The following is a 24,228-nucleotide window of genomic DNA, read 5'->3' as shown; positions in this document are numbered from 1 at the left end:
CATGGGAACGATCGGAACGATCCTGTTGTCGGAGATCGCGGGCACCGCGATGCTGACCCTGATGGGCGGCGGCGTCGTCGCCAACAACATCCTGGGAAAGACGAAGGGCAAGGACGGCGGCTGGCTGATGGTCAACTTCGGCTGGGGCCTCGCGGTCTTCGTCGGCGTCTACACGGCCTTCAAGACCGGCGCGCACATCAACCCCGCCGTCACCACCGGCCTGCTCATGAGCGAAGCCGCCGAGTACGCACCGGGCATCTCGATCACGCTCGGCACCACGGTCACCTACTACATCGCCGAGGTCATCGGCGCCTTCATCGGCGCCGTGCTCGCCTGGCTGGTCTACAAGAACCACTACGACCAGGAGAAGGACCCGGGCACCATCCTGGGTACCTTCTCCACCGGCCCGGAGATCCGCTCCTACGGCTGGAACCTGGTCACCGAGATCATCGCGACCTTCGTGCTGGTCTTCGTGATCATCATGTTCGGCAACACGCCGGACAAGCTCGGGCCGCTCGCGGTCGCGCTGCTGGTGCTCGCCATCGGCGCCTCCCTCGGCGGGCCGACGGGGTACGCCATCAACCCCGCCCGAGACCTCGGACCGCGCCTCGCGCATGCGGTCCTGCCGATCCCGAACAAGGGCGGCTCGGACTGGGCATACTCGTGGGTACCGATCGCCGGTCCTCTGATCGGTGGCTCCCTCGCCGGACTGTTCTCGCTCATCTACTTCTGAGCGACCTGACCTTCTGAGACCGTCGAGCGCCGCACCGGCCTCCCCGGCACCCATCCACGACACCTCCCCTCATCCACGACGAAGGAGTTCCGATGAACGACCAGACGATGTACATCATGTCCATCGACCAGGGCACGACCTCGACCCGCGCGATCATCTTCGACCACGCCGGGCAGATCGTCTCCTCGGGGCAGAAGGAGCACGAGCAGATCTTCCCGAAGTCCGGCTGGGTCGAGCACGACCCGCAGGAGATCTGGAAGAACACCCGTGACGTCGTCGGCCAGGCGCTGGTGGGCGCCGACATCAACCGCCACCAGCTGGCGGCCGTCGGCATCACCAACCAGCGCGAGACGACCGTCGTGTGGGACAAGAACACCGGCGAGCCCGTCTACAACGCGGTCGTCTGGCAGGACACCCGCACCCAGCGCATCTGCGACGAGCTCGGAGGCGACGAGGGCGCCGAGAAGTACAAGGAGCGCGTCGGGCTGCCGCTGGCGACCTACTTCTCCGGCCCCAAGGTGAAGTGGATCCTCGACAACGTCGAGGGCGCGCGCGCCCGGGCCGAGGCCGGCGAGCTGATCTTCGGCAACACCGACGCCTGGCTGATGTGGAACCTCACCGGCGGCACCAACGGTGGCGTGCACGTCACCGACGTCACCAACGCCTCGCGCACGATGCTCATGAACATCGACACGCTGGACTGGAACGAGGACATCGCGAAGGACATGGGCATCCCGATGTCGATGCTTCCGGAGATCAGGTCCTCTTCCGAGGTGTACGGGAAGGGTCGCAAGAACGACCTGCTCATCGACACCCCGCTCGCCGGCATCCTCGGCGACCAGCAGGCCGCCACCTTCGGCCAGGCCTGCTTCGACGTGGGCCAGGCCAAGAACACCTACGGCACCGGCAACTTCATGCTGATCAACACCGGCGAGGACCTCGTGCGCAGCGAGAACGGGCTGCTCACCACGGTCGCCTACAAGATCGGCGACCAGAAGCCGGTCTACGCCCTCGAGGGCTCGATCGCGGTGACCGGCTCGCTGGTCCAGTGGATGCGCGACAACCTGGGTCTGATCAAGGACGCCCCGGAGATCGAGGACCTCGCCAAGGACGTCGACGACAACGGCGGTCTGTTCATCGTCCCTGCCTTCTCGGGCCTGTTCGCCCCGCACTGGCGGCCCGACGCCCGCGGCGCGATGGTCGGCATGACCCGCTTCCACAACAAGGGCCACATCGCGCGGGCCACCCTGGAGGCCACGGCCTTCCAGACCCGTGAGGTGCTGGACGCGATGATCGCCGACGCCGAGAGCGAGGGCGTGGAGCTGTCCGAGCTCAAGGTCGACGGCGGCATGGTCATGAACGAGACCCTCATGCAGTTCCAGGCCGACATCCTCGGCGTGCCCGTGGTGCGGCCGAAGGTCATCGAGACCACCGCGCTGGGCGCCGCCTACGCGGCCGGCATCGCCGTGGGCTTCTGGAACGGCGAGCAGGACGTCATCGACAACTGGGCCGAGGACAAGCGCTGGGAGCCCTCCATGGAGGAGGAGACCCGCGAGCGCTACCTCCGCCTGTGGAAGAAGGCCGTCGAGCGCACCCTGGACTGGGTCGACGAGGACACCGAGGCGCTGTACTCCTGAGCGCCCGCGCTCCGGGCTGACCTCGACGACATTGCGCACGTGGCTTCCATCAATGGAAGCCACGTGCGCAATGTCGTGTCCGGTCAGCGGTGAGGAGTCTCGCGAAGATTGTCACCGTCCGGCAACAACCTCGGTGATCGGCGTCTCAGGGGCGTAGTCTCGGCGTCACCCCTGGTCCTCGGCGCTCGCACGGCGTCCCGTCGTCGTCCCCGGGCGCGGATCAAGCTTTCCCTGGTCTGTGACCGCGGCCCCGACTGCACGATCTGCGCGGAACGACTGCGTTCGCCGATGACCGAATTGTCCATCATCGCCGGTCAGCTGGCCCGACCACTACTAGCGTTTCACCCGTCCCGACCACCCCTTCCCCATACTGAGATCGGAGCCCTCTCGTGGATCTCGTCTTCAAGATCATCGCTCTGGCCATCTATTTCGGCGTCATGCTCGGCATCGGCCTGTATGCCTTCCGCAAGACGTCGGACGGCGAGGACTACATGCTCGGCGGACGGCAGCTGCACCCGTTCACCGCAGCCCTCTCCGCCGGCGCCTCGGACATGTCCGGCTGGCTGCTCCTGGGCCTGCCCGGCGCCCTGTACATGAACGGACTGGTCGAGGCGTGGATCGCCGTCGGCCTCACCATCGGCGCCGGACTGAACTGGTTCTTCGTCGCACCGCGCCTGCGCCAGTACACGCAGATCGCCGGCAACTCGATCACGGTGCCGAGCTTCTTCGGCAACCGGCTGCACGACCGCACGAACATCCTGCGGATCGCCGCCGGCGTGATCATCCTGGTGTTCTTCACCTTCTACGTCTCATCCGGCATGGTCGCCGGAGGGGTCTTCTTCGAGTCCACGTTCGGTGGTTCGTACGTCACCGGCATGCTGCTGGTCGCCACCATCACCATCGTCTACACGCTGTTCGGCGGGTTCCTCGGCGCCAGCTACACCGACGTGGTCCAGGGCATGATCATGCTGGTCTCCCTGCTGCTCGTCCCGATCACGGCGATGTTCGTGGTGGGCGGACCGGTGGCGATGTTCGACTCCGTGCGTCAGGTCAACGCCGACTTCGGCTCCATGACCGCCGGCGGTACCTTCATCGGGATCATCTCCTCGCTGGCCTGGGGCCTGGGCTACTTCGGCCAGCCCCACATCATCGTCCGCTTCATGGCGCTGCGCTCCTCGCGCGACGCCAAGTACGGTTTCGCGGTGGGCATGACCTGGATGATCATCTGTGTCATCGGTGCTGTCTTCACCGCTCTGGCAGGCCTGGCCTACTTCCAGCAGAACCAGGACGCGGTGCTGACCGACACCACCAACGGCGAGTCCGTCTTCCTGGACCTCTCGCAGCTCCTGTTCCACCCCCTGATCGCCGGCGTCCTCCTGGCTGCCGTGCTCGCAGCGATCATGTCCACGATCTCCTCGCAGCTGATCGTCTCCAGCTCTGCGCTGATCGAGGACCTCTTCGGCGGGATCGGGATCAAACTCAGCGCCAAGGGCGCCCTGTGGGGCGGCCGGATCGGCGTGCTCGCCGTCTCCATCATCGCCCTGATCCTGGCTCTGAACCCGGACAGCTCGGTGCTGGGCCTGGTGGCCTTCGCCTGGGCAGGCTTCGGCTCCGCCTTCGGTCCGATCATCCTGCTGTCGCTGTTCTGGCGCCGCCTGACGGCCGCCGGTGCGGGTGCCGGCATGGTCGCCGGTGCAGCGGTCGCCTTCATCTGGGGCCAGTTCACGCCCGACGTGAGCTGGGGCCTGTTCGGCGACCAGCACCTGTACGAGATCATCCCCGGCTTCCTGATCTGCCTGGTCCTGGCCGTGGTGGTCAGTCTCATCACGCCGCGTCCGCCGGCGCTGACGATGCGGGAGTTCGACGACATGGAAACCTCGTTCGCCTCCGGTGAGATCCCCGATCACCCGGAGGACACCGAGGTGGCCGGCTCCGGCTCGGGGTCGGGCACCACCGCCTGACCTGCGCAGGGCCGACCGTGTCGTAAAAGGTGCCACCTCCGTGGCACCTTTTACGACATGGTGCCCGCGATGGCGTGGTGCCCTCTATGGCGGGGTGCCCGCGTGGGCGTGGTGCCCGCGATGGTGTGGTGCCGTCAATAGCGGGGTGCCTGCGTTGGCGTGGTGCCCTCTGGATCGTGGTGCCCGTGACACGCGGGCGGCGCTGCTCGGCTCAGACGCTGAAGAGGCGCTCGCTCTCGGGGCCGCGGGCGCCGGGCCGCGCGGCGAACAGGGAGCCGGCCTGCGGGTCCTCGCCCTCGGCCAGGTTCTCCCGGCTGGTGGTGATGAACAGGGTCGAGAGGTCATGGCCGCCGAAGGTGCAGGCAGTGACCTGCCGAGCTCCGACCGAGATCTGGGTGGTGACCGTACCGCGCTCGTCGAGACCGAGCACCTGGCCACCGCCGTTCATCGCCACCCAGACCCGGCCGTCGGCGTCGAGCGTGAGGCCGTCGGGATGACCGTCCTGGTCGGTCAGATCCGCAAAGGGGCGACGGCCGATCAGGCCTTCGTCGTCGGACCAGTCGAACTGGTCGACCCTCCCGGTGGGGGTGTCGACGTAGAAGGCGTGGGCGCCGTCGGCCGTGAAGGCGAGCCCGTTGGAGATCGTGAGGTCGCCGAACAGCTCGGTGGTGGTGCCGTCCGGGAGCAGACGCCACATCGCTGCTGCGCCCGGCCGCTGGTCGTAGGCCATCGAGCCGCACAGGAACGAACCGTCGGGCGCGATCGCGCCCTCGTTCATCCGGATGTCCTGCTCCCACAGCGGTGGCAGCGGGGTGATCGAGCCGTCGGCGTCCTCGAGGGCGAAGCCCTTCTCGAGTGCGAGGACGGCCCCGCCGCCCACGGCCGGGCGGACGCAGGCCACCACCGGGCTCGGCGTGGTGATGCGATGCGCGGTGCGGGCCCCGCCGAGCTGGGTGAGAGCTCCGGCCGCCTCGAGCTGCATGATGTCGCCGGCGAGCATGTCGACCCAGCGCAGGCCGCCCCAGCTGTCGGACCAGTACGGGCCCTCGGCGTGGTGGCAGATCGAATCGGTGAGACGGTCGGCGTGCATGGGGGCTCCGTTCGCGCGGTGCTGCTGTGGCCCTACCGTACGGGCTGTGCGGGGGAAGTGCAGGATCGTGCTCAGGGCAGGCTCATGGTCCGAGACAGGACCGCGCTCGGGAGGGTCCGATCCGGCACTTCCCCGGTCAGCGGCGCCGCAGGACGCCGAGGGCCTGAGCGACAGGAACGGCGCCGGCCGCGGCCCAGGCCTGCGGGCGGCATGAGGCCGGGTAGGGCACGGGAGGGGAGACCTCCTCGCTGCTCTGGCCGCTGAACAGCTCGGGAAGACGCTGGTCGAAGCCGTTCGCCGCCTGCAGCAGGGCCCGTGCCACGACCCGCGCCTCGGCGGTGAAGCCTCCGCGCAGCATGCCGCGCAGGATGTAGGCGGTGTCGTGGGTCCACACGCTGCCACCGTGGTAGCGCAGCGGGCCGTAGGCCCCGTTGGTGGTCGACAGGGTGCGGATCCCGTATCCGGACAGCAGGCTCGGATGCAGCAGGCGGTCCACGACGATCCGCTCCTGCGCCGGATCGAGCAGTCCGGTGCCCAGGAGGTGGCCCATGTTCGAGGCCACGCTGTCGACCGGGCGTTTGTCCCCGTCGAGGGCGAGCGCCACGTACGGCCCGAAGTCGTCCTCGCACCAGAACGTCTCCTGGAAGCGTTCGCGCAGGCGGTGGGCCCAGGCCCGCAGGCGGGCGGGAAATTCGGCGGGTGCGGGTGCGGGTGCGGGTGCGGATGATGACGTGGGGGAGGGTCCGGGGCCCGGGGCGGGTGGGTCGGCATGCACCGCCTCGGCCTCGGCTGCCGTGCCGAGGCGCTCGAGGAGGTCGGCGGCGTGGCCGGCGGCCGCATATGCGTAGCCCTGCACCTCAGCCAGGGCGATCGCGCCGCCGGCCAGGGAGCCGTCGGCGCAGCGGATCGAGTCCCCGGAGTCCTTCCATCCCTGATTGGCCAGGCCCGTCCCGGCCTCGTCGAGGTACTCCAGCAGGCCGTCGCCATCGGCGTCGGCGTGCTCGAGCAGCCAGAGCGCGGCCTGTTCGAGCGCGGGGTGCAGCTCGGTGAGGACCTCTGCGGGCAGCCCGGCGGCGTCCGCCTCATGCAGCAGCTCGATCCACAGCGGCGTGGCGTCGATGGTGCCGTAGTAGACCGGCGGCAGCACCGTGGAGCCCATCTCCATGCCCTGGGCGCGCACCTCGTGGAGGATCTTTCCCGGCTGCTCGGCGGTGGCGACGTCGGCCGCGGTGCCCTGGCGGTCGGCGAGCGTGCGCAGGGTGCCCTCGGCGATCGAGCGGTCGAGGGGGAGCACGAGGGAGGCGGCGATCAGCGCGTCCCGGCCGAACAGGGTGAAGAACCACGGGGCGCCGGCGGCGAAGAAGGTCTGCGCCGGGGACCCCGGGATCTGCAGGCGCAGGGCGTCCAGATCGGCCAGGGAACGGCGCAGCAGCAGGTCGGCGGCACGGACCTCGGGATCGGCCGACGCGGGCTCCGCGGTCACAGCGGCCGCCGGCCAGGGGGCGCTCGCCGCGGCGAACGGCACGGTCGGATCGTGCAGGGCCAGATGCCAGGAGGCCTCCGCCATCACCGCCCTGTCACCCTCTGCCTCATGTTCGAGCGCGCCCCGGGCGGGCGGGGTCTCGAGGACGACGGTCCACGTCACGATCGCCCCGTCGGCCACCAGCTCCGTCCCACCATCCCCGACGTCCAGCCGGGCGGAGCCGCCCGCGTCGCCGACGTCCCAGCGGGCGACTGCTCCGTCGGCCCGCGCCGACGGGCGGATGTCGCCGATCTCGGCCAGCAGTCCGGGGTCCTTCACCGCGGACATCGATGCGGCGTCGGTGATCAGGCCGAGACGGAGCACGAGGCGGTGCGGCCGATGATCGTGCGAGAGCAGGCGCACTCGCTCACCGATGCCGCTCGCGTCGGCGGTGCGGGTGCGTTCGAGGATGAGCAGCGGATCCGTGACGTCGCCCGGCGTGGAGACCACGTCGCGGACGGTCAGCTCGCGGGCCGAGCGCACCTCGGTTCCCAGCGGGGTGAGCGCGACGCGCTCGCCCGCACAGCGCAGGTCCGAGACCACCCGGGTGTCCCCGATGTAGATGCCCTGCGCTCCGGCGCCCTCGATGCTCCCGGTGGGCCGGGACCACGCCTGGACCGGGGCATGGAACACCCCGACCAGGTCGTGGAGGAACGGCTGGTGGAGCTCGACGGGGCGTGCGGGGCTCAGCAGCGGTGGGCCCGGGGTATCGGGGGAGGTGTGCATCGGTGGTTCCTCACAGCGGGCAGGGTGCTCACAACAGGGTGCGGATCCGCTCCATCATCGCCTGGACGCTCACGCCGTAGCGGTCGTTCAGAGTCGGCAGCGCGCCGGCGTCGAGGAACTCGTCCGGCAGTCCGATCGGGGTGATGCGCTCGCCGAGGCCGCGGCCGGCCACCGTGCGCGAGACGGCGTCGAACAGTCCGCCGACCACCGAGTGGTTCTCCGCCGTCAGCACCAGGCGGCCCTTTCCGAGGGCGGAGACGACCGATTCCTCGTCGAAGGGCTTCAGGGTGGGTGAGTGCAGCACGGCGACCCCGATCCCGTCCTGCTCCAGAGCCGTCGCGGTCTCCAGGGCGCGCTCGGTCATCAGTCCGGTCGAGATGAGCAGGACGTCCGCTCCTTCCCGCAGCAGCTTCGCCCGGCCGAGCTCGAAGGAGTAGTCGTACTCGTCCAGGACCAGCGGGACCTTCCCCCGCAGCAGGCGCATGTAGGTCGGACCGTCGGATGCGGCGAGCTGGGGGACCGCCTGCTGGATGTCCAGGGCGTCGCAGGGATCGACGATCGTCAGGTTCGGCATCCCGCGGAGGATCGCCACGTCCTCGGTGGCCTGATGGGACGGCCCGTAACCGGTGGTCAGACCGGGCAGGGCGCACACCATGTTGACGTTGAGGTTCGCCTCGGCGATGTCGAGCGCGAGGAAGTCGTAGGCCCGCCGGGTGGCGAAGACCGAGTAGGTCGAGGCGAAGGGGACGAAGCCCTCCATCGCGAGGCCGGTCGCGGCACCGAGCAGCGCCTGCTCGGCCATGCCGATCTGGTAGAACCGCTCCGGCATGGCGTCGCGGAGGATGTGGACGTCGGTGTACTTCGCGAGATCGGCGGAGAGGCCGACGATCCGCTCGTCCTGCTGGGCCGCTTCGACCAGGGCGTGCCCGAGCGGGGCGGAGACGGTGCGCTGGCCCTCCTTGGCGAGGTCAGCGCTCATGGCGCCGGAGACCAGCTTCTTCGCGGGGGCGGTGACGGGGTTCGTGGGTGTGTTCATCGTCCTGCGCTTTCGTTCAGCTTCTGGTGGGCGGCGGCCCATTCCGCGGCGTCGACCTTCATGAAGTGCAGCTTCTCCCGCTGCTCGAGGAAGTCCACGCCCTTGCCCAGCGTGGTGTCCACGATGAGGACCCGAGGGCGGGGGTCCTCGATCTCCCGCAGCTCGATCAGATGGTCGAGCAGAGCGGGAACATCGTGGCCGTCGCAGCGGCGGGCGATCCAGCCGAAGGCTTCGAACTTGTCGGTGACCGGCTCCATGGACAGCATCTGGGTGCTGCGGCCGTCGGCCTGCTGGTCGTTGAAGTCGACGATCGCGATGAGGTTGTCGAGCCCATGGTGGCCGGCGACGGCGGCCGCCTCCCAGGTCGAGCCCTCACCGAGCTCGCCGTCGGACAGCAGGTTGTAGACGAAGCGGTCGGACCCCTTGCGCTGCAGTCCCATCGCCACGCCGTTCGCGATCCCGAGGCCGTGGCCGAGGGAGCCGCCGGAGATCTCGACCCCCGGGGTGTAGGAGCGCATGGAGGACATCGGCAGGCGCGAGCCGTCGCCGGCGTAGGTCTGCAGCTCCTCCTGGGGCAGGAACTTCGCCTCGGTCAGCGCCGCGTACAGGGCCAGGGCATAGTGCCCGATGGACAGCTGGAAGCGGTCGCGGTCCTCGGACTCGGGATCCGACGGGTCCAGGTGCAGCTGGTCCGCGTACAGGACGGCGAGGACGTCGGCGATGTCCAGGGCCTGCCCGATGTAGCCCTGTCCCTGGACCTCGGCCTGGATCAGGGCGTACTGGCGGATGCGGTGGGCTGCCTCGCGGATGCGCTGGATCCGTTCGGGATCGGACGACCGCGCCGTCCCGGTCGCTTCTGCCCATTCCGGCGACGACGTGGGTTCTGCTGTGCTCATGTCTCTCCTGAGGGGGTCGGTGGGGTCGGTGGGGTCGATGGTGTCTGTGGGGTGATACCTGGCGGTGCGGCGACTGCCGGTGAGGTCGGCAGACGCGAGATCCTCCGCCAGGAATCGAAGTGCTCCGCCATCGCGGCGGTGACCGCCTCCTTGCGCCGGGAGCGCAGGGCGCGGGTGATCTCGAAGTGGACGGCGTCGCTGTCGAACATCGCGGGGAGCTCGCCGTGGTTGCGTGCGATCTCTTTGCCGATGACGATCCGCCGCCGCTCCAGCAGCAGATCGTGCAGGGCATGGTTCATCCCGTTGACCACGTAGGTCATGATCGGGTTGCCGACGATCTCGAACAGCGCCATGTGGAAGGCGTGGTCGGCCTTCAGCCCGCTGACGAAATCCCGTGAGGCGGAGGCGTCGACCATGGCGTACACCTGATCCTCCAGGGCGTGGATCTGCTCGTCGGTGACTCGTTCGAGGATCCGTGGCGCGATCGCGACCTCGAGCATCTCGCGGGCCTCGTTGATCTGCGCGACCGTGACCAGCCCGGCGCGCAGCATCAGCTCGAAGACATTGCCGGTGCCCGCCTCGAGCGCGGCGGGCGAGACGAGAACGTTCCCCGAGCCCTGCACCTTCGTGAGCATTCCGAGCATCTGGAGCCCGGAGAGCCGCTCGCGGACACGGGCCCGGGACATGCCGCTGATCTCGGCGAGCCGCCGTTCGGTGGGGATGAGGATGCCGCCGTCGACCTCGACGCCCTCGCGGACGAGTCCGTCCAGGAATTCCAGGGTCTGGGGTTCCACCTGACCTCCTTCGGTCGGGTTCGCTGCAGCGGCGGGGCCGGGGACTCCGACGGTGACCGGTGGGCTGTCCGTCGGAAGGTCGGCAGGGCCGATGCAAGCACGGGGTGGGGGAGCGGGCAATCGTCGCGGATCTGCCGATGCCGCGAACGTGCGGCGGATGCGCAGGTCAGAGGCGATGCCCGCTCCGAGGATAATGGTCGACCAATTATCTCCCGTGGGCCCGGAGCTCTCCCCGCCGACTGCGCCCCGAGGGTGGTCTGACCAATCTGTGACGCGTTGCGGCGCTCTGAGCAGGACGATCGTCGCGGCGTCGTGATCCGCCGAGCGGCATTCACTTGTTGGTATGACCGGCGCCTCGTAGCGTTCGCGTCGATCCGATCGGGCCGACAGGCCCTGACCACACCGACGTGAGGGAGCGCAGTGACGCACCACGAGCCCATGGGCCCCCGGACCAGAACCGCAGTCGTCACCGGCGGCGCGTCTCCGCGCAGCATCGGCCGGGCCACGGCCACCCGCTTCGCCCGTGACGGATGGGCGGTGGCGATCCTCGACGTCGACGGGGAGGGTGCGATCGCCCTCGCGCGGGAGCTCGCCGGCGAGTTCGGCGTCCCGGCCGCCGGCTACGGCGTGGACATCACCGACAGCGGCGCGGTGAACGACGTCGCGGCCCGGGTCGCCGCCTCCGAGCTGCCGCCCGTCGGGGCGCTGGCGAACATTGCGGGCATCCCGTCCCCCGTCGCCTTTCTCGAGGTCGACGACGCCCTGTGGGACAAGATCATCGCCGTCAACCTCACCGGCACGTTCTACGTCACCCGCGCGTTCCTGCCGGCGATGATCGATCACGGCTACGGCCGCGTCGTGAACATGTCCTCCGTCTCGGCGCAGCAGGGCGGCGGCGTCTTCTCGAAGACCCCGTACTCCGCGGCCAAGGCCGGGGTCCTGGGCCTGACCAGGTCGCTCGCCCGCGAGATGGCCCCCGAGGGCATCACCGTGAACGCGATCTCGCCCGGTGCCGCGGACACCACCATCCGCGGCGACACCACCGCAGAGGCCGAGGCCGCGCTGTCCGCCTCGATCCCGATGGGACGACAGGCCACGGCCGACGAGATCGGTGCGCTCGTCGTGTGGCTCTCGGGCGCGGACGCCGGGTACATCACCGGCACCACCCAGGCCATCAACGGCGGCTCGTACATCTCATGACGGCCCGCAGCCCCCGGACCACGGCGGAGCGGCTCGCCCGCATCGGCATCTCGACGATCTCCTTCCGGCACCGTCCCCTGGACGAGGCACTTCGCCTGATCGCGGCGACGGGCAGCTCGGAGATCGACCTCGGGGCGATCCCCGCGGTCACCGACCACGTCCCCGTCCCGGTCGACCGGGATCCTGCCCAGTACGCGGACCTGCTCCGTGAGCATGGTCTGCGCTGCGGCGCCGTCAACGCCGATCCGGGAGATCTCAACGATCCCGGGCTCGCCGAGCGCGACCTGGTCGCGGTCGTGGATCCTCTGGTCGAGCTGGCCGCCGCCCTCGACGCCGCGCTGATCGTGCCGGCAGGTCGGGCGGACCACGCCCCGTTCGTGGACCAGCAGAGCGACCTCGCCCGGATCGCCGGGAACCTGCAGGTCATTTCGCGGGTCTGTGCAGCGCACAGGGTGCGGCTTCTGGTCGAGGTGCTGCATCATCGCCGATACCTGCACACCGTCGCCGCCGCCGACGAGCTCCTCGCACGCAGCGATCCCGACGCCTTCGGCGTCCTGTTTGACGTCTCCCACGTGGTCGCGTCCGCAGAGGACCCGATCACCTGGGCGCGCCGCCTCGGCCCCCGGATCGAACGGGTGCACCTGCGCGACGCCGTCGCCGGGAACCTGAACCTCTCGCTCGGCGCCGGCGAGGTCGACCTCTCCGGCGTGATCGCCGCCCTGGAGGCCCAGGGCTTCGGAGGTACCTACGTCCTGGAGCTCGAGACCCACGACGTCGCAGAGGCCGACCGCGAGGCCGACGTCGCCCGCAGCCTCGCACTCGTCGGAGAGGTGCTGACCGCGACCCCCGCCTGAGGCACCGTGCACCGTCCCTGCCGACCGCGCACGAACGCGCGGTCCCCACCCCTGGAGGAACCATGGACACAATGGTGATCGTCCATCTGGTCATCGCCGTCGTCGGCGTCATCCTGCTCATCGCCTGGGCGAAGCTCAACCCCGTCATCTCGCTGATCATCGGCTCGCTGTACCTCGGTGTCGCCGGCGGCCTCGGCTTCACCGCCACCGTCACCGCGGTCAACACCGGCTTCGGAGATCTGATGACGGAGGTCGGTCTGATCATCGGCTTCGGCGTCATGATCGGCACGGCCCTGTCCGCGACCGGCACGATGCAGCGGGTCGTCGACTCGATGCTGAAGGTCGTCGGGCCGTCCAGATCCCCCTATGTCCTGGGCCTGGCCTCCGGCATCCTCTTCCCGTCGATCTACTTCGACGTGGCCCTGGTGATCCTCGCCCCCATGGCCGGGACCATCGCCAAACGCACCGGTCGCAGCATTGCCCAGCTCGCCGGCGCGCTCGCGATCGGCCTCGAGGTCGGCCTGCTCGTGGTCGTCCCGGGCGTCGCGGCCGTCGCCGTCGCCGGCCCGCTCGGGATCCCGCTGGGCAAGCTCCTGATCTGGGGCGTCCCGCTGGGCATCGTCTTCATCATCTCCAGCATCTTCCTGCACTCCCTGCTCATGCGACGGATCTTCGATCCCGCCACCGATCGCGACCCCGAGTTCGACGACTCGATCTTCGGCGAATCCCCGGAGGAGGAGCAGCAGCGCCTCGCCGCCGAACGCAGCACCGCCCAGTCGGCGGCCGGCACCTCGACGGGCGGTGGCGCCTCGACGACCACCGATGGCTCCTCGACCGACGGGGCCGACGTGCCGAACTCCGGCTCCGGTGGCGTCGCCGTCCAGCAGGCCACCACCGCCCACCGCTATCCGCTGATCGTCGCGATGCTCCCGGTGATCGTGCCCGTCGTGCTGATCGTCGCCGACACCTTCACGCGGGCACTCGGCAGCGAGCTCGCCGTGCTCGGCTTCGTCGGCAGCCCTGTCGTGGCCCTGCTGATCGGCCTGGTCATCGGCATCATCCTCGCGATCCCCGAGGTCACCCGCAACGGCATCGACGACCTCGTCACCAAGGGCGCCGCGAATGCCGGCTCGATCCTGCTGTTCACCGGGGTGGCCGGCTCGCTCGGCGCCGTCATCACCCAGGTCGGCGTGGGCGAGATGCTCGCGAACCTCTTCCAGGCCAACGCCGCCATCCCGGTGCTCCTGGCCTGGGTGGTCGCCGCCGTGCTGCGTCTGGCCCAGGGATCCGCATCGGTCGCCGCGATCACCGCTGCCACCCTGCTCGCCCCGATCATGGGTTCGATCGAGGCCGCTCCGCTGCTGATCCTGCTGGCCGCGGGCAGCGGCGCCGCCTTCGGCGGCCACGTCACCGACAACACCTTCTGGATCTTCAAGCAGATGCTCGGGTTCTCCACGAAGGGCACGTTCAAGATCTACACGCTCGCGCAGTCCACCTTCGCGGTGGTCGGCCTGGCGGTCTGCCTCGTGCTGGACCTCTTCCTGTGAACCTCGCTGTCCACATCGCCCGCAGGCCGGCGACCCTCCGACCGGAAGGACCCTGACCCATGATCGATCCCGCCCACGGGGGACCCCCCGCGCCCCACCGGGTGACCGTCGTCGGCATCGGGGCCATCGGGCTGCCCATGGCGCTGCGCCTGGCCGGGTCCGGCGCCGAGGTGACCGGGGTGGACCCTGTCGAGGCATCCCGCCATGCCGCGGAGGCGCAGGGTCTGCTCACGGAGGCGTCGGCCGGCTCCGCGGCTGCGGCGGACGTGGTGATCTGCATGGTCGCCACCCCGGAGCAGCTGCGGGAGGCGGCGCTCGGCGAGGGAGGCCTGCTGGCCACGATGGGGCGTGGTGCGACCCTCGTGGTCATGAGCACCGTCGGAGTCGCTCCGGTCGAGGAGCTCCTCGCCGCGGCGGACGGGACCGGGGTCGGCGTCCTGGATGTCCCGGTGACCGGCGGCGTCGCCGGAGCGCAAGCGGGCACGCTCACCCTGTTCGCCTCCGGCGACCCGGCACGCCTCGTGGAGCTGCGCCCCCTGCTGGAGACGATGGGGACCCTGCGGGACTGCGGCCCCGTGGCGGGGCGCGGCCAGGCGATGAAAGCCGTCAACCAGCTCCTCGCCTCCGTGCACCTCGTCGCCGCGGCGGAGGCCCTCGCCTTCGCCGAGTCGCTGGGGCTGGATCCTGCGGAGGCCTTCGAGGCGGTCTCCGGCGGCGCGGGAGGCTCCTGGATGCTCTCGGACCGGGGTCCGCGCATGCTCGAAGGCATCGATGCCCGGGTCACGAGCACGATCGGGATCTTCGTGAAGGACTCAGGACTGGTCTGCGACATGGCCGAGGATCTCGGGTTCGAGGCACCGCTGGTCGCCGCCGCCCGAGATCGCTTCCGGGCAGCAGTCGAGCAGGATCTCCTGCGGCGCGATGACTCGCAGGTGATCCGCACCTATCTCGGCGGGTGAGGCACGGGCTTCGTCCGCCGTTCACCCCTCGCGCTGGAGCGCGGCGAGGGCGTGGGTGATGTCCTTCGTGGCGGGGTAGAGCTCGCGGTACATCCGGTACAGCTCGTCGTAGCGCGCCGCGGCGTCGGGATCGGGGACGCACACGTGATCGATGTCGTTCCAGGCGCTGGTGTCCGTGCCGTGGGCGGCCTGCGCGGCGAGCATCGAGGTCCCGTAGGAGGCGCCGACGGTGCGCCGCGGGACCTCCTGGGCGAGTCCGGTGACGTCGGAGACGATCTGCGGCCACAGCTCGTTCTGGGTGCCGCCGCCGACGGCCACCATCCTCTCGATCCGCACTCCGGCCTCGCGCAGCGCCTCCACGTGGTGGCGCACCCCGTAGGCGGCCGCCTCGAGCGCGGCCCGGTAGAGGTCGCCGCGGCTGTGGGAGAGGGTGAGCCCGGCGATCACGCCGCGGGCCGAGGGGTCGGACATGGGGGAGCGCTCACCGGCGAAGTAGGGCAGCATCAGCAGGCCGTTCGCGCCCACGCCGCTGGTCTCGGCCTCGCTGACCAGGGTCGAGAAGTCGGCGTCGCCGGTCAGCTCCCGCAGCCAGCCGGTGATCGCCCCGGAGCTCGCCATCCCGCCCGAGAGGGTGAACGTCCCCTGCGTCGTGCCGGAGGTGACCCACAGGCTGCGGCTGGGGGCGGGCCGATCGGTGATCGCGACCAGGAACGTCGTGGTCCCGTACATGAGCATCACGTCGCCCGGCGCGGTGGCGCCGACGCTGATCGCCTCGGCCCAGGCATCGATGGCTCCCGCGACCACCGGCACCCCCGGCTCGATGCCCGGGATCTGCGCCGCGGCCTCGGTGGACACCCTCCCGGCGATCTCACCGGACCACTGCAGCGGCGGCAGCTCGAGCCCGGGGGCGACCTCCTGGGTCCAGGGCCGGTGCCAGTCCAGGGCGGCGGTGTCGTAGATCGGGGTGACCATGGACGCGCTGGAGTGGTCGAGCACGTACTGCCCGGTGAGGCGGAAGGCGAGGTAGGAGGACGGCATGAACAGCCGCGACGCCCGGGCGAACACCTCGGGCTCCTGATCGGCGATCCAGCGGATCTTGGGGCCGGCCGCCTGGGAGGAGAGCACGCTCCCGCAGCGCGCGAGGATCTCGTCCTCGCCGAAGTGCCCGGTCAGGTGCTCGATCTGCTCCTCGGCGCGGGAGTCGACTCCGTAGAGGATCGCCGGCCGCACCGGCTCGCCGTCCTCATCGGCCAGCAGCACGCAGGGGCCCATCCCGGAGACGCCGATCCCGGTGGCCCGCGCCTCGGTGCCGGCGGTGAGCTCCGTGGCGAGGCCGACGAACTCCTCCCACCACACGTGAGCGTCCATCTCGACGTGCCCGGGGGCGGGGCGGGAGACCGTGTGCTCGCGGGTCGCCGTGCGCAGGATCCTCCCGTCGAGCGCCACCAGCACGCCCTTCGCACTCGAGGTGCCGATGTCGATGCCCAGCACCGCGTCCTCAGAGCCTGCCATCGACCTGCCCTCTCCTCGTCGTCGTCGCCTCGTCCTCGGGGCCTTCTTCTGACGCCTCGTCCACGTCCTCGTGCCTCGTCCTCCCGGCCCGTTCCGGACGGGCCCGGAGGACCTGTACATCCTGCCATCGACCGGCCCCGGGAGCTGTCAGGGACGGGGCTCGGGACCGGTTCGTCGCCCGCCTCCGGGCGTGCAGTGCGCTGCCTGTGCGGGGCGGCGATGGTTGCGCGACCCACCGTCGGCCTCTATAGGATCGTCGCGTCGGGGGCGGCACGTCCTTTCGGCACATCCGTGCATCGACATCGAGGCCGACCACGGGACGACGACGAAAGGGGACGGAGATGCTCGAGTCCCACATGGACCCGCAGCTCCTGCACCGCGCTGCCAGTGCGTACTACCTCGACGACCTGCGTCAGGCGGAGGTCGCCGAGCGGCTCGGCGTCTCCCGGCCCACGGTCAGCAAGCTGCTCACCGAGGCGCGTCGCATCGGGATGGTGCGCTTCGAGGTGCTCGACGTCGGCGAGCCCGACGTGAGCGATCTCGAGGATCGCCTGCGCGGCCTGCTCGGTATCGAGGAGGTGCGCATCGCCCCCGGGGACCAGACCCAGCGGGAGTACCGCGGCCTCGGCGACCTGCTGGGGGATGTGCTGTTCCGGCTGGAGCTGACCCAGGGCGACGTGCTGCTGATCTCCTCGGGCAAGACCACCCATGCCGTCAGCCGGATGTCCGGCATGCCGGAGCTGCGCGGCGTGGTCATCGCCCCCACCGTCGGCGGCCAGCAGGAATCCGATCCCGCCTTCCAGACCAACGAGACCGTGCGGAACCTCGCCAACCGCACCGGGGCGGAGCCCCGCTTCATCTTCGCGCCCGCCCTGCCGAGCCCCAGCCTGTGGCGCTCCCTGCAGGCCGATCCGAGCTTCGTCGAGATCACGGACCTGTGGACCCGTGCGCGGGTGCTGGTCACCGGGATCGGCTCCCCCTACGCCCGCCGCGATTCGCTGACCTCGGTGGTCCCGCGTGAGGACATCGGCCTGCGCGGTGCGGTGGGCGACCTCTGCCTGCACTTCTTCGACGCCGACGGCCAGGAGGTGCTCTATCCGGGCTCGGATCGGCTGGTGCGTCCCTCGGTCCAGCTGCTGCGCGCGATCCCGAGCTCGATCGCTCTGGCTGCGGGCAGCGAGAAGGCGCCCTCGATCCGGGCCGGGGCGCGGACGGGCCTGTTCACCACGCTGATCACCGACGTGCCCACCGCGGAAGCCGTGCTCGCACAGGCCGGCGAGGAGGCCTGAGCGCACTGCTGGTGCGCTCCGCTGACGAGCGCAGCTGGTGCGCACCACCGTCCGGAACATTTGTGCTTGACGAATGTGCGCGGAGTGTCTAGGCTCACGATCGAACGGGTCGCGCCGCATGCGGCGGGCCCGAGGTCGGCCGCCGCCAGGACAGCGCGCGGAACGTATCGAAGGAGATGTGTCGAGATGAGCGAGACCCCGACGACCATGCAGGCCGTGGTCATGCATGCCCCGGAGGACTACCGGCTCGAGAACAGGGACGTGCCCACCCCGGCCCCTGACGAGCTGCTGATCAAGGTCGAGGCCGTCGGCGTCTGCGCGAGCGACCTCAAGGCCTACGCCGGTGCCGCCAAGTTCTGGGGCGACGAGAACCGTGAGCGCTGGGTCGAGCCCGGCATCACCCCCGGCCACGAGATCACCGGCGAGATCGTCTCCGGAACGGCCGAGGCGCTCGCCCACCACGAGGTCGCCCTGGGCGACCGCATCGTGGTCGAGCAGATCGTGCCCTGCGAGGAATGCATGTACTGCCGGCGCGGCTGGTACTGGATGTGCGACCCGCACGACATGTTCGGCTTCAAGCACTACGACGGCGGCATGGCCGAGTACATGATCGTCCCCGCCCTCGCCCGCGCCCACAAGATCTCCCCGGAGATCCCGCCGCACCACGCCGCGTTCGCCGAGCCGCTGTCGTGCTCGCTGCACGCCGTGGAGCGCGCCGGCATCCAGTTCGAGGACGTCGTCGTGATCGCCGGCGCGGGCCCGATCGGACTCGGCGCGATCATCGGCGCGGCCCACAAGACCCCGCGCATGGTCATCGCCCTCGATTTCGACGAGCACAAGCTCGAGCTCGCCAGGAAGTGCGGTGCGGACCTCACCCTGAATCCCTCCAAGGTCGACATCTACGAGGAGATCCGAGGCCTTACCGGTGGCTACGGGGCCGACGTGTACATCGAGTGCACGGGTCACCCCAGCGCCGTCGGCCAGGGCCTGAACCTGCTGCGCAAGCTCGGCCGCTACGTCGAGTACTCCGTGTTCAAGGAGAACGTGTCGGTCGACTGGTCGATCATCTCCGACGACAAGGAGCTCGACGTGCGCGGTGCCCACCTGGGCCCGTACACCTGGCCGGCCGCCATCAAGATCATCGAGTCCGGCGTCCTGCCGCTCGAGGAGATCTGCACCCACCAGTTCGGCCTGAAGGACGTTCAGAAGGCTCTCGACACGGTCGCCGACTCCGCCGGGGCCTCCGTGAAGGTCTCGCTCCTGCCCGGCACCTGAGCCTCCCGCCCCGGTGCCGCCCGGCACCGGGGTCCGGGCCGATGCCGTGGTCGGACCGTCCCCGAGACGTTCCGACCGCGGCGTCGCCCCCTCCGTCACCGCCTCCACCCACCCCCTCCACTCACCGCAACCATCCCCGGCGCTCATCGCGGAGCGCCCCACCCCGCTGCACCCGGGCCGCCGACGAGGGCGGTCGACCGCAGCCCCCTTCCCGTCCGCAGCGCTCCGCCCGGAGCGCGACATCGGCGCCGATGTCCTGCGGACACGACTCCATCCCTCGTCGACGGTCCGCCCGCCCGACCCTGTGTCGCGCCGACGGCGCCGTCCTCGACCACCGACCGGCATCGACGCCTTCGAGCGGATGCGCCGGGCACCCGACAGGAAAGGCTCAGCATGAGCACCGCAACGGCCGCGGCACCGCAGACCCCGCAGCGCGCGAGGGCGCCGAAGAAGCACCTGGGCCGCTGGACAGCAGTCGCCCTGACCGTGATCGGCCTGCTCGTGGTCGTCCTCGGCACGAAGGTGGTGCCCGAAGGAGCGGAGGAGCAGCTCGCCGGCCCGCAGGCCTTCGACAAGGCCACCTTCGGCGCCGAGCAGTTCCCGACCGTCCAGCAGGAGATCACCGACCGCGCCGTCCCCGCCCCCGAGCTCGCCGAGGCCATCGCCGCGGACCCGGAGGCCGCCGCTGAGGAGCACGGCGTCGAATCCGCTGGTCAGACCGTCTACAGCACCACCTTCACGGGCACCGTCGGGGAGGGCCAGAGCGGCATCTACGACGTGGCCATCGACGGCATGCCCGAGAACGTCACCGTGCGCATCCAGACCGGCCCCGCCATCAACGGCACCGAGCTGCGGGATGCGACCGGCAACTACGACTTCGGCCAGTTCACCAACCAGATCGAGTACCAGGACGCCGGCGCCGCCCTCAATGAGGAGATGAAGAAGCAGGTCCTCGACCCGATCGACCCCGCCGAGCTGAGCGGCAAGACCGTCACCGTGACCGGGGCGTTCACCGCCATCAACCCCGAGGGGTGGCTCGTCACCCCGGTCTCCGTGGAGGTCCAGTGAGCACCCCGGCCGATCACAGCACGCCGTCCGATCACGGCACGCCGTCCGATCACCGCACCGCGCCCGGAGCGGACGGCGCGGACGAGGTGGTCCTGCAGGCGCAGGACATCGTCAAGCACTACGGCGGCACCCAGGCCCTCAAGGGCGTGAACTTCGGGGTCCACCGCGGGAGGGTCACCACCCTGTTCGGGGAGAACGGCGCCGGCAAGTCGACGCTGATGAAGATCCTCTCCGGCGTCGAGCAGCCGACGTCGGGCCGGATCGTCCTGGACGGGCAGCCCATCACCTTCACCGACCCCACCGAGGCGCGCGACCACGGGATCGCGATCATCCATCAGGAGCTGAGCCTCGCCCCGAACCTCTCGGTCCGCGACAACATCTTCCTGGGCCGCGAGATCACCACCGCCACCGGCGTCGACTACGCCGAGGAGACCCGACAGACCGCCGCGCTGCTGGCCGACATGCGCCTGGACGTGGATCCCTCGACCGACGTCGGGGATCTGCGCGTGGGCCAGCAGCAGATCATCGAGATCGCCCGGGCGCTGTCGATCGACGCCCGCATCCTCATCATGGACGAGCCGACCTCCGCGCTGGCCGCGAAGGAGGTCGAGATCCTCTTCGGCATCATCGAGGATCTCAAGGCCCGGGGCGTCTCGCTGGTCTACATCTCCCACCACCTCGAGGAGGCCCTGCGGGTCACCGACCACGCCGTGGTGCTGCGGGACGGATCCATGACCGCCCGCGGCGACCGCGAGGAGATCGACCTGGAATGGATCGTGCGGAACATGGTGGGGGGCAACTTCGACCTCGGTGCCCCGCCGACCGGCTATGACTTCGGCGAGCTGATGCTGTCGGTCGAGGGCCTCACCCTCCGCGATCCCGAGAACCCCGAGCGTGCCGTCGTCGACGACCTCTCCCTGCAGGTGCGCTCCGGCGAGATCGTCTGCCTCTACGGACTCATGGGCGCCGGCCGCACCGAGGTGCTCGAGGCGGTCGCCGGCCGCGGGGACGTCGTCGGCGGACGCATCCTCTACCAGGGGCGAGAGCTGGCGGGCGAGTCGATCCGCGAGCGCCTCGCGATGGGTATCGGCCTGGTGCCCGAGGACCGCCAGCGTGACGGGCTGGTCCAGACCATGTCCGTCGGCCAGAACCTCTCCCTCGCCAGCATCACGCAGTTCCTGCGCCGCGGCCTCACCTCCCGACAGAAGGAGAACTCCCTGGTGACGAGGTTGATCAAGGATGTCACGGTCAAGACGCCCGGACCGACGGTCCCCATCGGGTCCCTCTCCGGCGGGAACCAGCAGAAGGTCGTGCTCGGCAAGGTCCTCGCCACGAACCCCGGGGTGATGCTGCTGGACGAGCCCAGCCGTGGGATCGACATCGGCGCCAAGGCCGAGGTGTTCGGCCTGCTCGCCGACCGGGCCCGCGACGGTCTCGCCGTCGTCTACACCACCTCGGAGATCGACGAGTGCTTCGCCATCGCGCACCGCATCGTCGTGCTCCACCGCGGACGCATCTCGGCCGAGTTCGGTCCCGACGCGGAGAAGGCCGACGTCATGGCCGCCTCCGGCGAAGTCCTCACCCCGTGAACCAGCACCCAGGAACGGAACGCACCATGACCTCCCTCGCTGCCGGCGACACCGCGAAGAAGCTCGACCTCTCGAAGCTCCTGCTCGAAGGGCGCGCATTCCTCGCCCTCGCGCTGATCATCGTCGTCTTCTCACTGCTCTCGCCGAACTTCCTCACGGTCAACAACCTGCTGATCATGTCCTCGCACGTGGCGATCTTCGCGCTGCTGTCCCTGGGCCAGCTGCTCGTGGTCCTCACCGGCGGGATCGATCTGTCCGTCGGCTCCACCCTCGGGTTCACGGCCGTCATCGGCGGCTTCCTCCTGCGCGGGGTGGAGCTGGACATCTTCGGGGTGACGCTCTACCCGAACGTCGCCGCCTCGGTGCTCATAGCGGTCGTCCTGGGAGGCTTGATCGGGGCGTTGAACGGCGTCCTGGTGGCGAAGTTCAAGGTCGCCCCGTTCGTGGCGACCCTGGGCATGCTCTACGTGATCCGCGGCTTCGCGCTGCTGATGACCAACGGCCGTACCCTCAACGATCTCTCCGGCGACGAGGCGCTGGGCAACACCGGTTTCGAGTGGCTCGGCTTCAACCGCATCCTCGGCATCCCCGCCGGCGTGCTGATCATGGCCGTCATCGCCCTGATCATCGCGATCGTGCTGGGGCGGACCACGTTCGGCCGCTGGCTGTACGCCACCGGAGGCAATGAGCGCGCCGCGCAGCTCTCCGGCGTGCCGGTGCGGAAGGTGACCGTCTGGGTGTACGTCGTCTCCGGGCTGTGCTCGGCCGTGGCCGGCCTGATCCTCGCCTCGACGCTGACCAGCGCCAGCCCCAACGCCGGCGACACCTACGAGCTGACCGCCATCGCGGGCGTGGTCATCGGCGGCGCCGCCCTCTCCGGCGGCCGCGGCACCGTGCGCGGCACCCTGCTGGGCGCCTTCGTGATCGGCTTCCTCTCCGACGGACTGGTGCTCATCGGCGTCTCCGCCTACTGGCAGACCGTCTTCGTCGGTGCCGTCATCGTCGTCGCCGTGCTGCTGAACTCCCTGCAGTACGGACGCCCCCGCAAGGCGCCGAAGGGCATGGCCCGGTCCACGCCCGACGACGGGCCCGCCGGACCCGGAGCCGGTGCACCGGGTGCGGCGGGCGGGTCCGGGTCCGCCGCCGACGAGTCCGCCGGAGCCGACGGGACCGACGTGTCCGACGGAGCCGACGGGGCCGATGCCGGCGCCGCTCCCGATCGATCCGACGCGGACCGCTCCGACCGCGGATCCGACACCGATCCCGATTCCGACCACCCCTGAGACGACCACCCTGCTCACGGCACCACGTGCAGGACCCCCGATGCAGCCCGGCCGGGATGCATCTCCCCGAAAGGAACACACCATGGAACGCAGACATTTCCTCTCCGTCCTCGGCGCCGGTGCCGCAGCGGCCGGTCTCGCAGCCTGCGGCGGCTCCGACGAGTCCGGCGGCGACTCCGCCGGCGGCGGCGGCTCCTCCGATGCCGGCGGCAGTGGCGGCACCGACGGCGGCCTGATCACGATCATCGTCAACGACCCCTCGAACCCCTACTGGAAGACCGAGGGCGACGTCGCCGCGGCCAAGGCCGAGGAGCTCGGGTACGAGACGACGGTGGGTGCCCACAAGGGTGACACCAACACCGAGAACACCCTGGTCGACACCGCCATCTCCAACCAGTCGGTAGCGCTGATCATGGATCCGGCCAACGCCGACGGATCGATCGGCACGATCAAGAAAGCGGTCCAGGCCGAGATCCCGGTCTTCCTGATCAACGCCGAGATCAACGAGTCCGGCGTCGTCATGGCGCAGCTGGTCTCCAACAATGCCCAGGGAGCCGCTCTCGGCGCCCAGGAGTGGGTTACGCAGATGGGGGAGAGCGGCACGTACGTCGAGCTGTTCGGCCTGCCCTCGGACAACAACGCCCAGACCCGTTCCAACGGCTTCACCACGACCATCACCCAGTACCCCGATCTCGAGAAGGTCGGGGAGGAGGTCGCGGACTGGAACCGCACCAAGGGCCACGACAAGGCACAGTCGCTGCTGCAGGCCCACCCGGACATCACCGGGCTGATCTCGGGCAACGACGAGATGGCGCTCGGGGCGATCGCCGCCTTCCAGGAGGCGGGGGCACTGGAGAACATCGTCGTGGGCGGCTTCGACGGGTCCCCGGACGCGATCGAGGCGATCAAGAACGGCGAGCTGGCGTACACGGTGCTGCAGCCGGTCGCGCAGTTCGCCGAGAAGGTCATCGTGATGGCCGACGACCTCCTGCGCAACGGCACCAAGCCCGAGCAGGAGAAGCAGGCGCTGGACTGCATCCTCATCACGGAGGACAACATCGACAAGATGACGGCGCCGTTCACCTACACGGAGTGAGCCACCGGCCCTGAGCGAGCCGCGGCCGTGACAGCGTGAGGGGTCAGCGCTGCCGGGGGCCGATGACGTGGCGCAGCGGACGGTGCTGCGGGGCCGACGACCGAAGTGGTCGTCGGCCCCGCCTCATCGGCCGCACGGATCCACCCACGACACGCCCGTGC

The 24,228-nt window shown here is 70.0% G+C and carries 19 protein-coding genes; 13 read left to right on the top strand and 6 right to left on the bottom strand.

The window, feature by feature from the left end; genetic code table 11:
• The first annotated feature begins 10 nt into the window (after positions 1-10).
• The 3 genes from JOF44_RS10995 (at position 11) to putP (ending at position 4,331) form a co-directional block, all read left to right on the top strand.
• The gene (locus JOF44_RS10995; protein WP_209895936.1) at positions 11-733 is read left to right on the top strand and encodes an MIP/aquaporin family protein; all 723 of its coding nucleotides are present in this window, start codon (positions 11-13) and stop codon (positions 731-733) included.
• A 92-nt stretch (positions 734-825) separates the two neighbouring features.
• Positions 826-2,370, top strand: a complete 1,545-nt coding sequence (gene glpK, locus JOF44_RS10990; protein ID WP_209890960.1) for a glycerol kinase GlpK — start codon at positions 826-828, stop codon at positions 2,368-2,370.
• Between the two features lie 389 nt (positions 2,371-2,759).
• A complete protein-coding gene (gene putP, locus JOF44_RS10985) occupies positions 2,760-4,331 on the top strand; it encodes a sodium/proline symporter PutP (protein ID WP_209890957.1) in 1,572 nt (523 codons plus the stop codon).
• A 211-nt stretch (positions 4,332-4,542) separates the two neighbouring features.
• On the opposite strand, the gene JOF44_RS10980 is transcribed toward putP, so the two are convergent.
• The 5 genes from JOF44_RS10980 to JOF44_RS20730 form a co-directional block, all read right to left on the bottom strand.
• Positions 4,543-5,421 (bottom strand): SMP-30/gluconolactonase/LRE family protein, encoded by an 879-nt coding sequence (locus JOF44_RS10980; protein ID WP_209890954.1) that lies wholly within the window; start codon positions 5,419-5,421, stop codon positions 4,543-4,545.
• A gap of 136 nt (positions 5,422-5,557) precedes the next feature.
• Positions 5,558-7,669 carry a glycogen debranching N-terminal domain-containing protein gene (locus JOF44_RS10975; protein WP_209890951.1) on the bottom strand — a complete coding sequence of 704 codons (2,112 nt, stop codon included), beginning with the start codon at positions 7,667-7,669 and terminating at the stop codon, positions 5,558-5,560.
• Positions 7,670-7,697: 28 nt separating this feature from the next.
• The gene (locus JOF44_RS10970) at positions 7,698-8,705 is read right to left on the bottom strand and encodes a transketolase family protein (protein WP_209890947.1); all 1,008 of its coding nucleotides are present in this window, start codon (positions 8,703-8,705) and stop codon (positions 7,698-7,700) included.
• Positions 8,702-9,601, bottom strand: coding sequence for a transketolase (locus tag JOF44_RS10965; protein WP_209890945.1), 900 nt, complete (start codon positions 9,599-9,601; stop codon positions 8,702-8,704). Before JOF44_RS10965 ends, JOF44_RS10970 begins: the two co-directional genes overlap by 4 nt.
• A complete protein-coding gene (locus tag JOF44_RS20730) occupies positions 9,598-10,395 on the bottom strand; it encodes a FadR/GntR family transcriptional regulator (protein WP_209890942.1) in 798 nt (265 codons plus the stop codon). Before JOF44_RS20730 ends, JOF44_RS10965 begins: the two co-directional genes overlap by 4 nt.
• A 438-nt stretch (positions 10,396-10,833) precedes the next feature.
• Between JOF44_RS20730 and JOF44_RS10955 the strand changes: the two genes are divergently transcribed.
• The 4 genes from JOF44_RS10955 to JOF44_RS10940 all read left to right on the top strand — a co-directional run bounded on the left by JOF44_RS10955 (position 10,834) and on the right by JOF44_RS10940 (position 14,955).
• Positions 10,834-11,595 (top strand): SDR family NAD(P)-dependent oxidoreductase, encoded by a 762-nt coding sequence (locus JOF44_RS10955; protein WP_209895934.1) that lies wholly within the window; start codon positions 10,834-10,836, stop codon positions 11,593-11,595.
• The gene (locus JOF44_RS10950) at positions 11,592-12,449 is read left to right on the top strand and encodes a sugar phosphate isomerase/epimerase family protein (RefSeq protein ID WP_209890940.1); all 858 of its coding nucleotides are present in this window, start codon (positions 11,592-11,594) and stop codon (positions 12,447-12,449) included. Before JOF44_RS10955 ends, JOF44_RS10950 begins: the two co-directional genes overlap by 4 nt.
• A gap of 62 nt (positions 12,450-12,511) precedes the next feature.
• Entirely contained in the window at positions 12,512-13,996 is a 1,485-nt protein-coding gene (locus tag JOF44_RS10945; protein ID WP_209890937.1) for a GntP family permease, read from the top strand.
• Positions 13,997-14,055: 59 nt separating this feature from the next.
• Positions 14,056-14,955, top strand: coding sequence for an NAD(P)-dependent oxidoreductase (locus JOF44_RS10940; protein WP_209890934.1), 900 nt, complete (start codon positions 14,056-14,058; stop codon positions 14,953-14,955).
• Positions 14,956-14,976: 21 nt separating this feature from the next.
• On the opposite strand, the gene JOF44_RS10935 is transcribed toward JOF44_RS10940, so the two are convergent.
• Entirely contained in the window at positions 14,977-16,467 is a 1,491-nt protein-coding gene (locus JOF44_RS10935) for an FGGY-family carbohydrate kinase (RefSeq protein WP_209890931.1), read from the bottom strand.
• A gap of 341 nt (positions 16,468-16,808) precedes the next feature.
• On the opposite strand from JOF44_RS10935, the gene JOF44_RS10930 reads away from it, so the two are divergent.
• From JOF44_RS10930 to JOF44_RS10905, 6 genes are all read left to right on the top strand, one after another.
• The gene (locus JOF44_RS10930; protein WP_209890928.1) at positions 16,809-17,756 is read left to right on the top strand and encodes a sugar-binding transcriptional regulator; all 948 of its coding nucleotides are present in this window, start codon (positions 16,809-16,811) and stop codon (positions 17,754-17,756) included.
• 186 nt (positions 17,757-17,942) lie between these two features.
• Positions 17,943-19,031: a zinc-binding dehydrogenase gene (locus JOF44_RS10925; protein WP_209890925.1), complete on the top strand. Its 1,089-nt coding sequence runs from the start codon at positions 17,943-17,945 to the stop codon at positions 19,029-19,031.
• A 393-nt stretch (positions 19,032-19,424) separates the two neighbouring features.
• Positions 19,425-20,099, top strand: a complete 675-nt coding sequence (locus tag JOF44_RS10920; RefSeq protein ID WP_209890922.1) for a DUF2291 family protein — start codon at positions 19,425-19,427, stop codon at positions 20,097-20,099.
• Positions 20,096-21,688, top strand: a complete 1,593-nt coding sequence (locus JOF44_RS10915) for a sugar ABC transporter ATP-binding protein (RefSeq protein WP_209890920.1) — start codon at positions 20,096-20,098, stop codon at positions 21,686-21,688. The genes JOF44_RS10920 and JOF44_RS10915 overlap by 4 nt, the downstream gene beginning before the upstream one ends.
• Before the next feature lie 26 nt (positions 21,689-21,714).
• On the top strand, positions 21,715-22,971 hold the full coding sequence (locus JOF44_RS10910) for an ABC transporter permease (protein ID WP_209890917.1): 1,257 nt from the start codon (positions 21,715-21,717) through the stop codon (positions 22,969-22,971).
• A gap of 82 nt (positions 22,972-23,053) precedes the next feature.
• A complete protein-coding gene (locus JOF44_RS10905) occupies positions 23,054-24,067 on the top strand; it encodes a D-ribose ABC transporter substrate-binding protein (protein ID WP_209890914.1) in 1,014 nt (337 codons plus the stop codon).
• The last annotated feature ends 161 nt before the right edge of the window (positions 24,068-24,228 follow it).

Origin of the sequence: Brachybacterium fresconis, from assembly GCF_017876515.1 — a bacterium.
GTDB lineage: Bacteria > Actinomycetota > Actinomycetes > Actinomycetales > Dermabacteraceae > Brachybacterium > Brachybacterium fresconis.
Note: the sequence above shows the minus strand (reverse complement) of the source record. Positions and strands in the feature narration are given on the sequence as shown.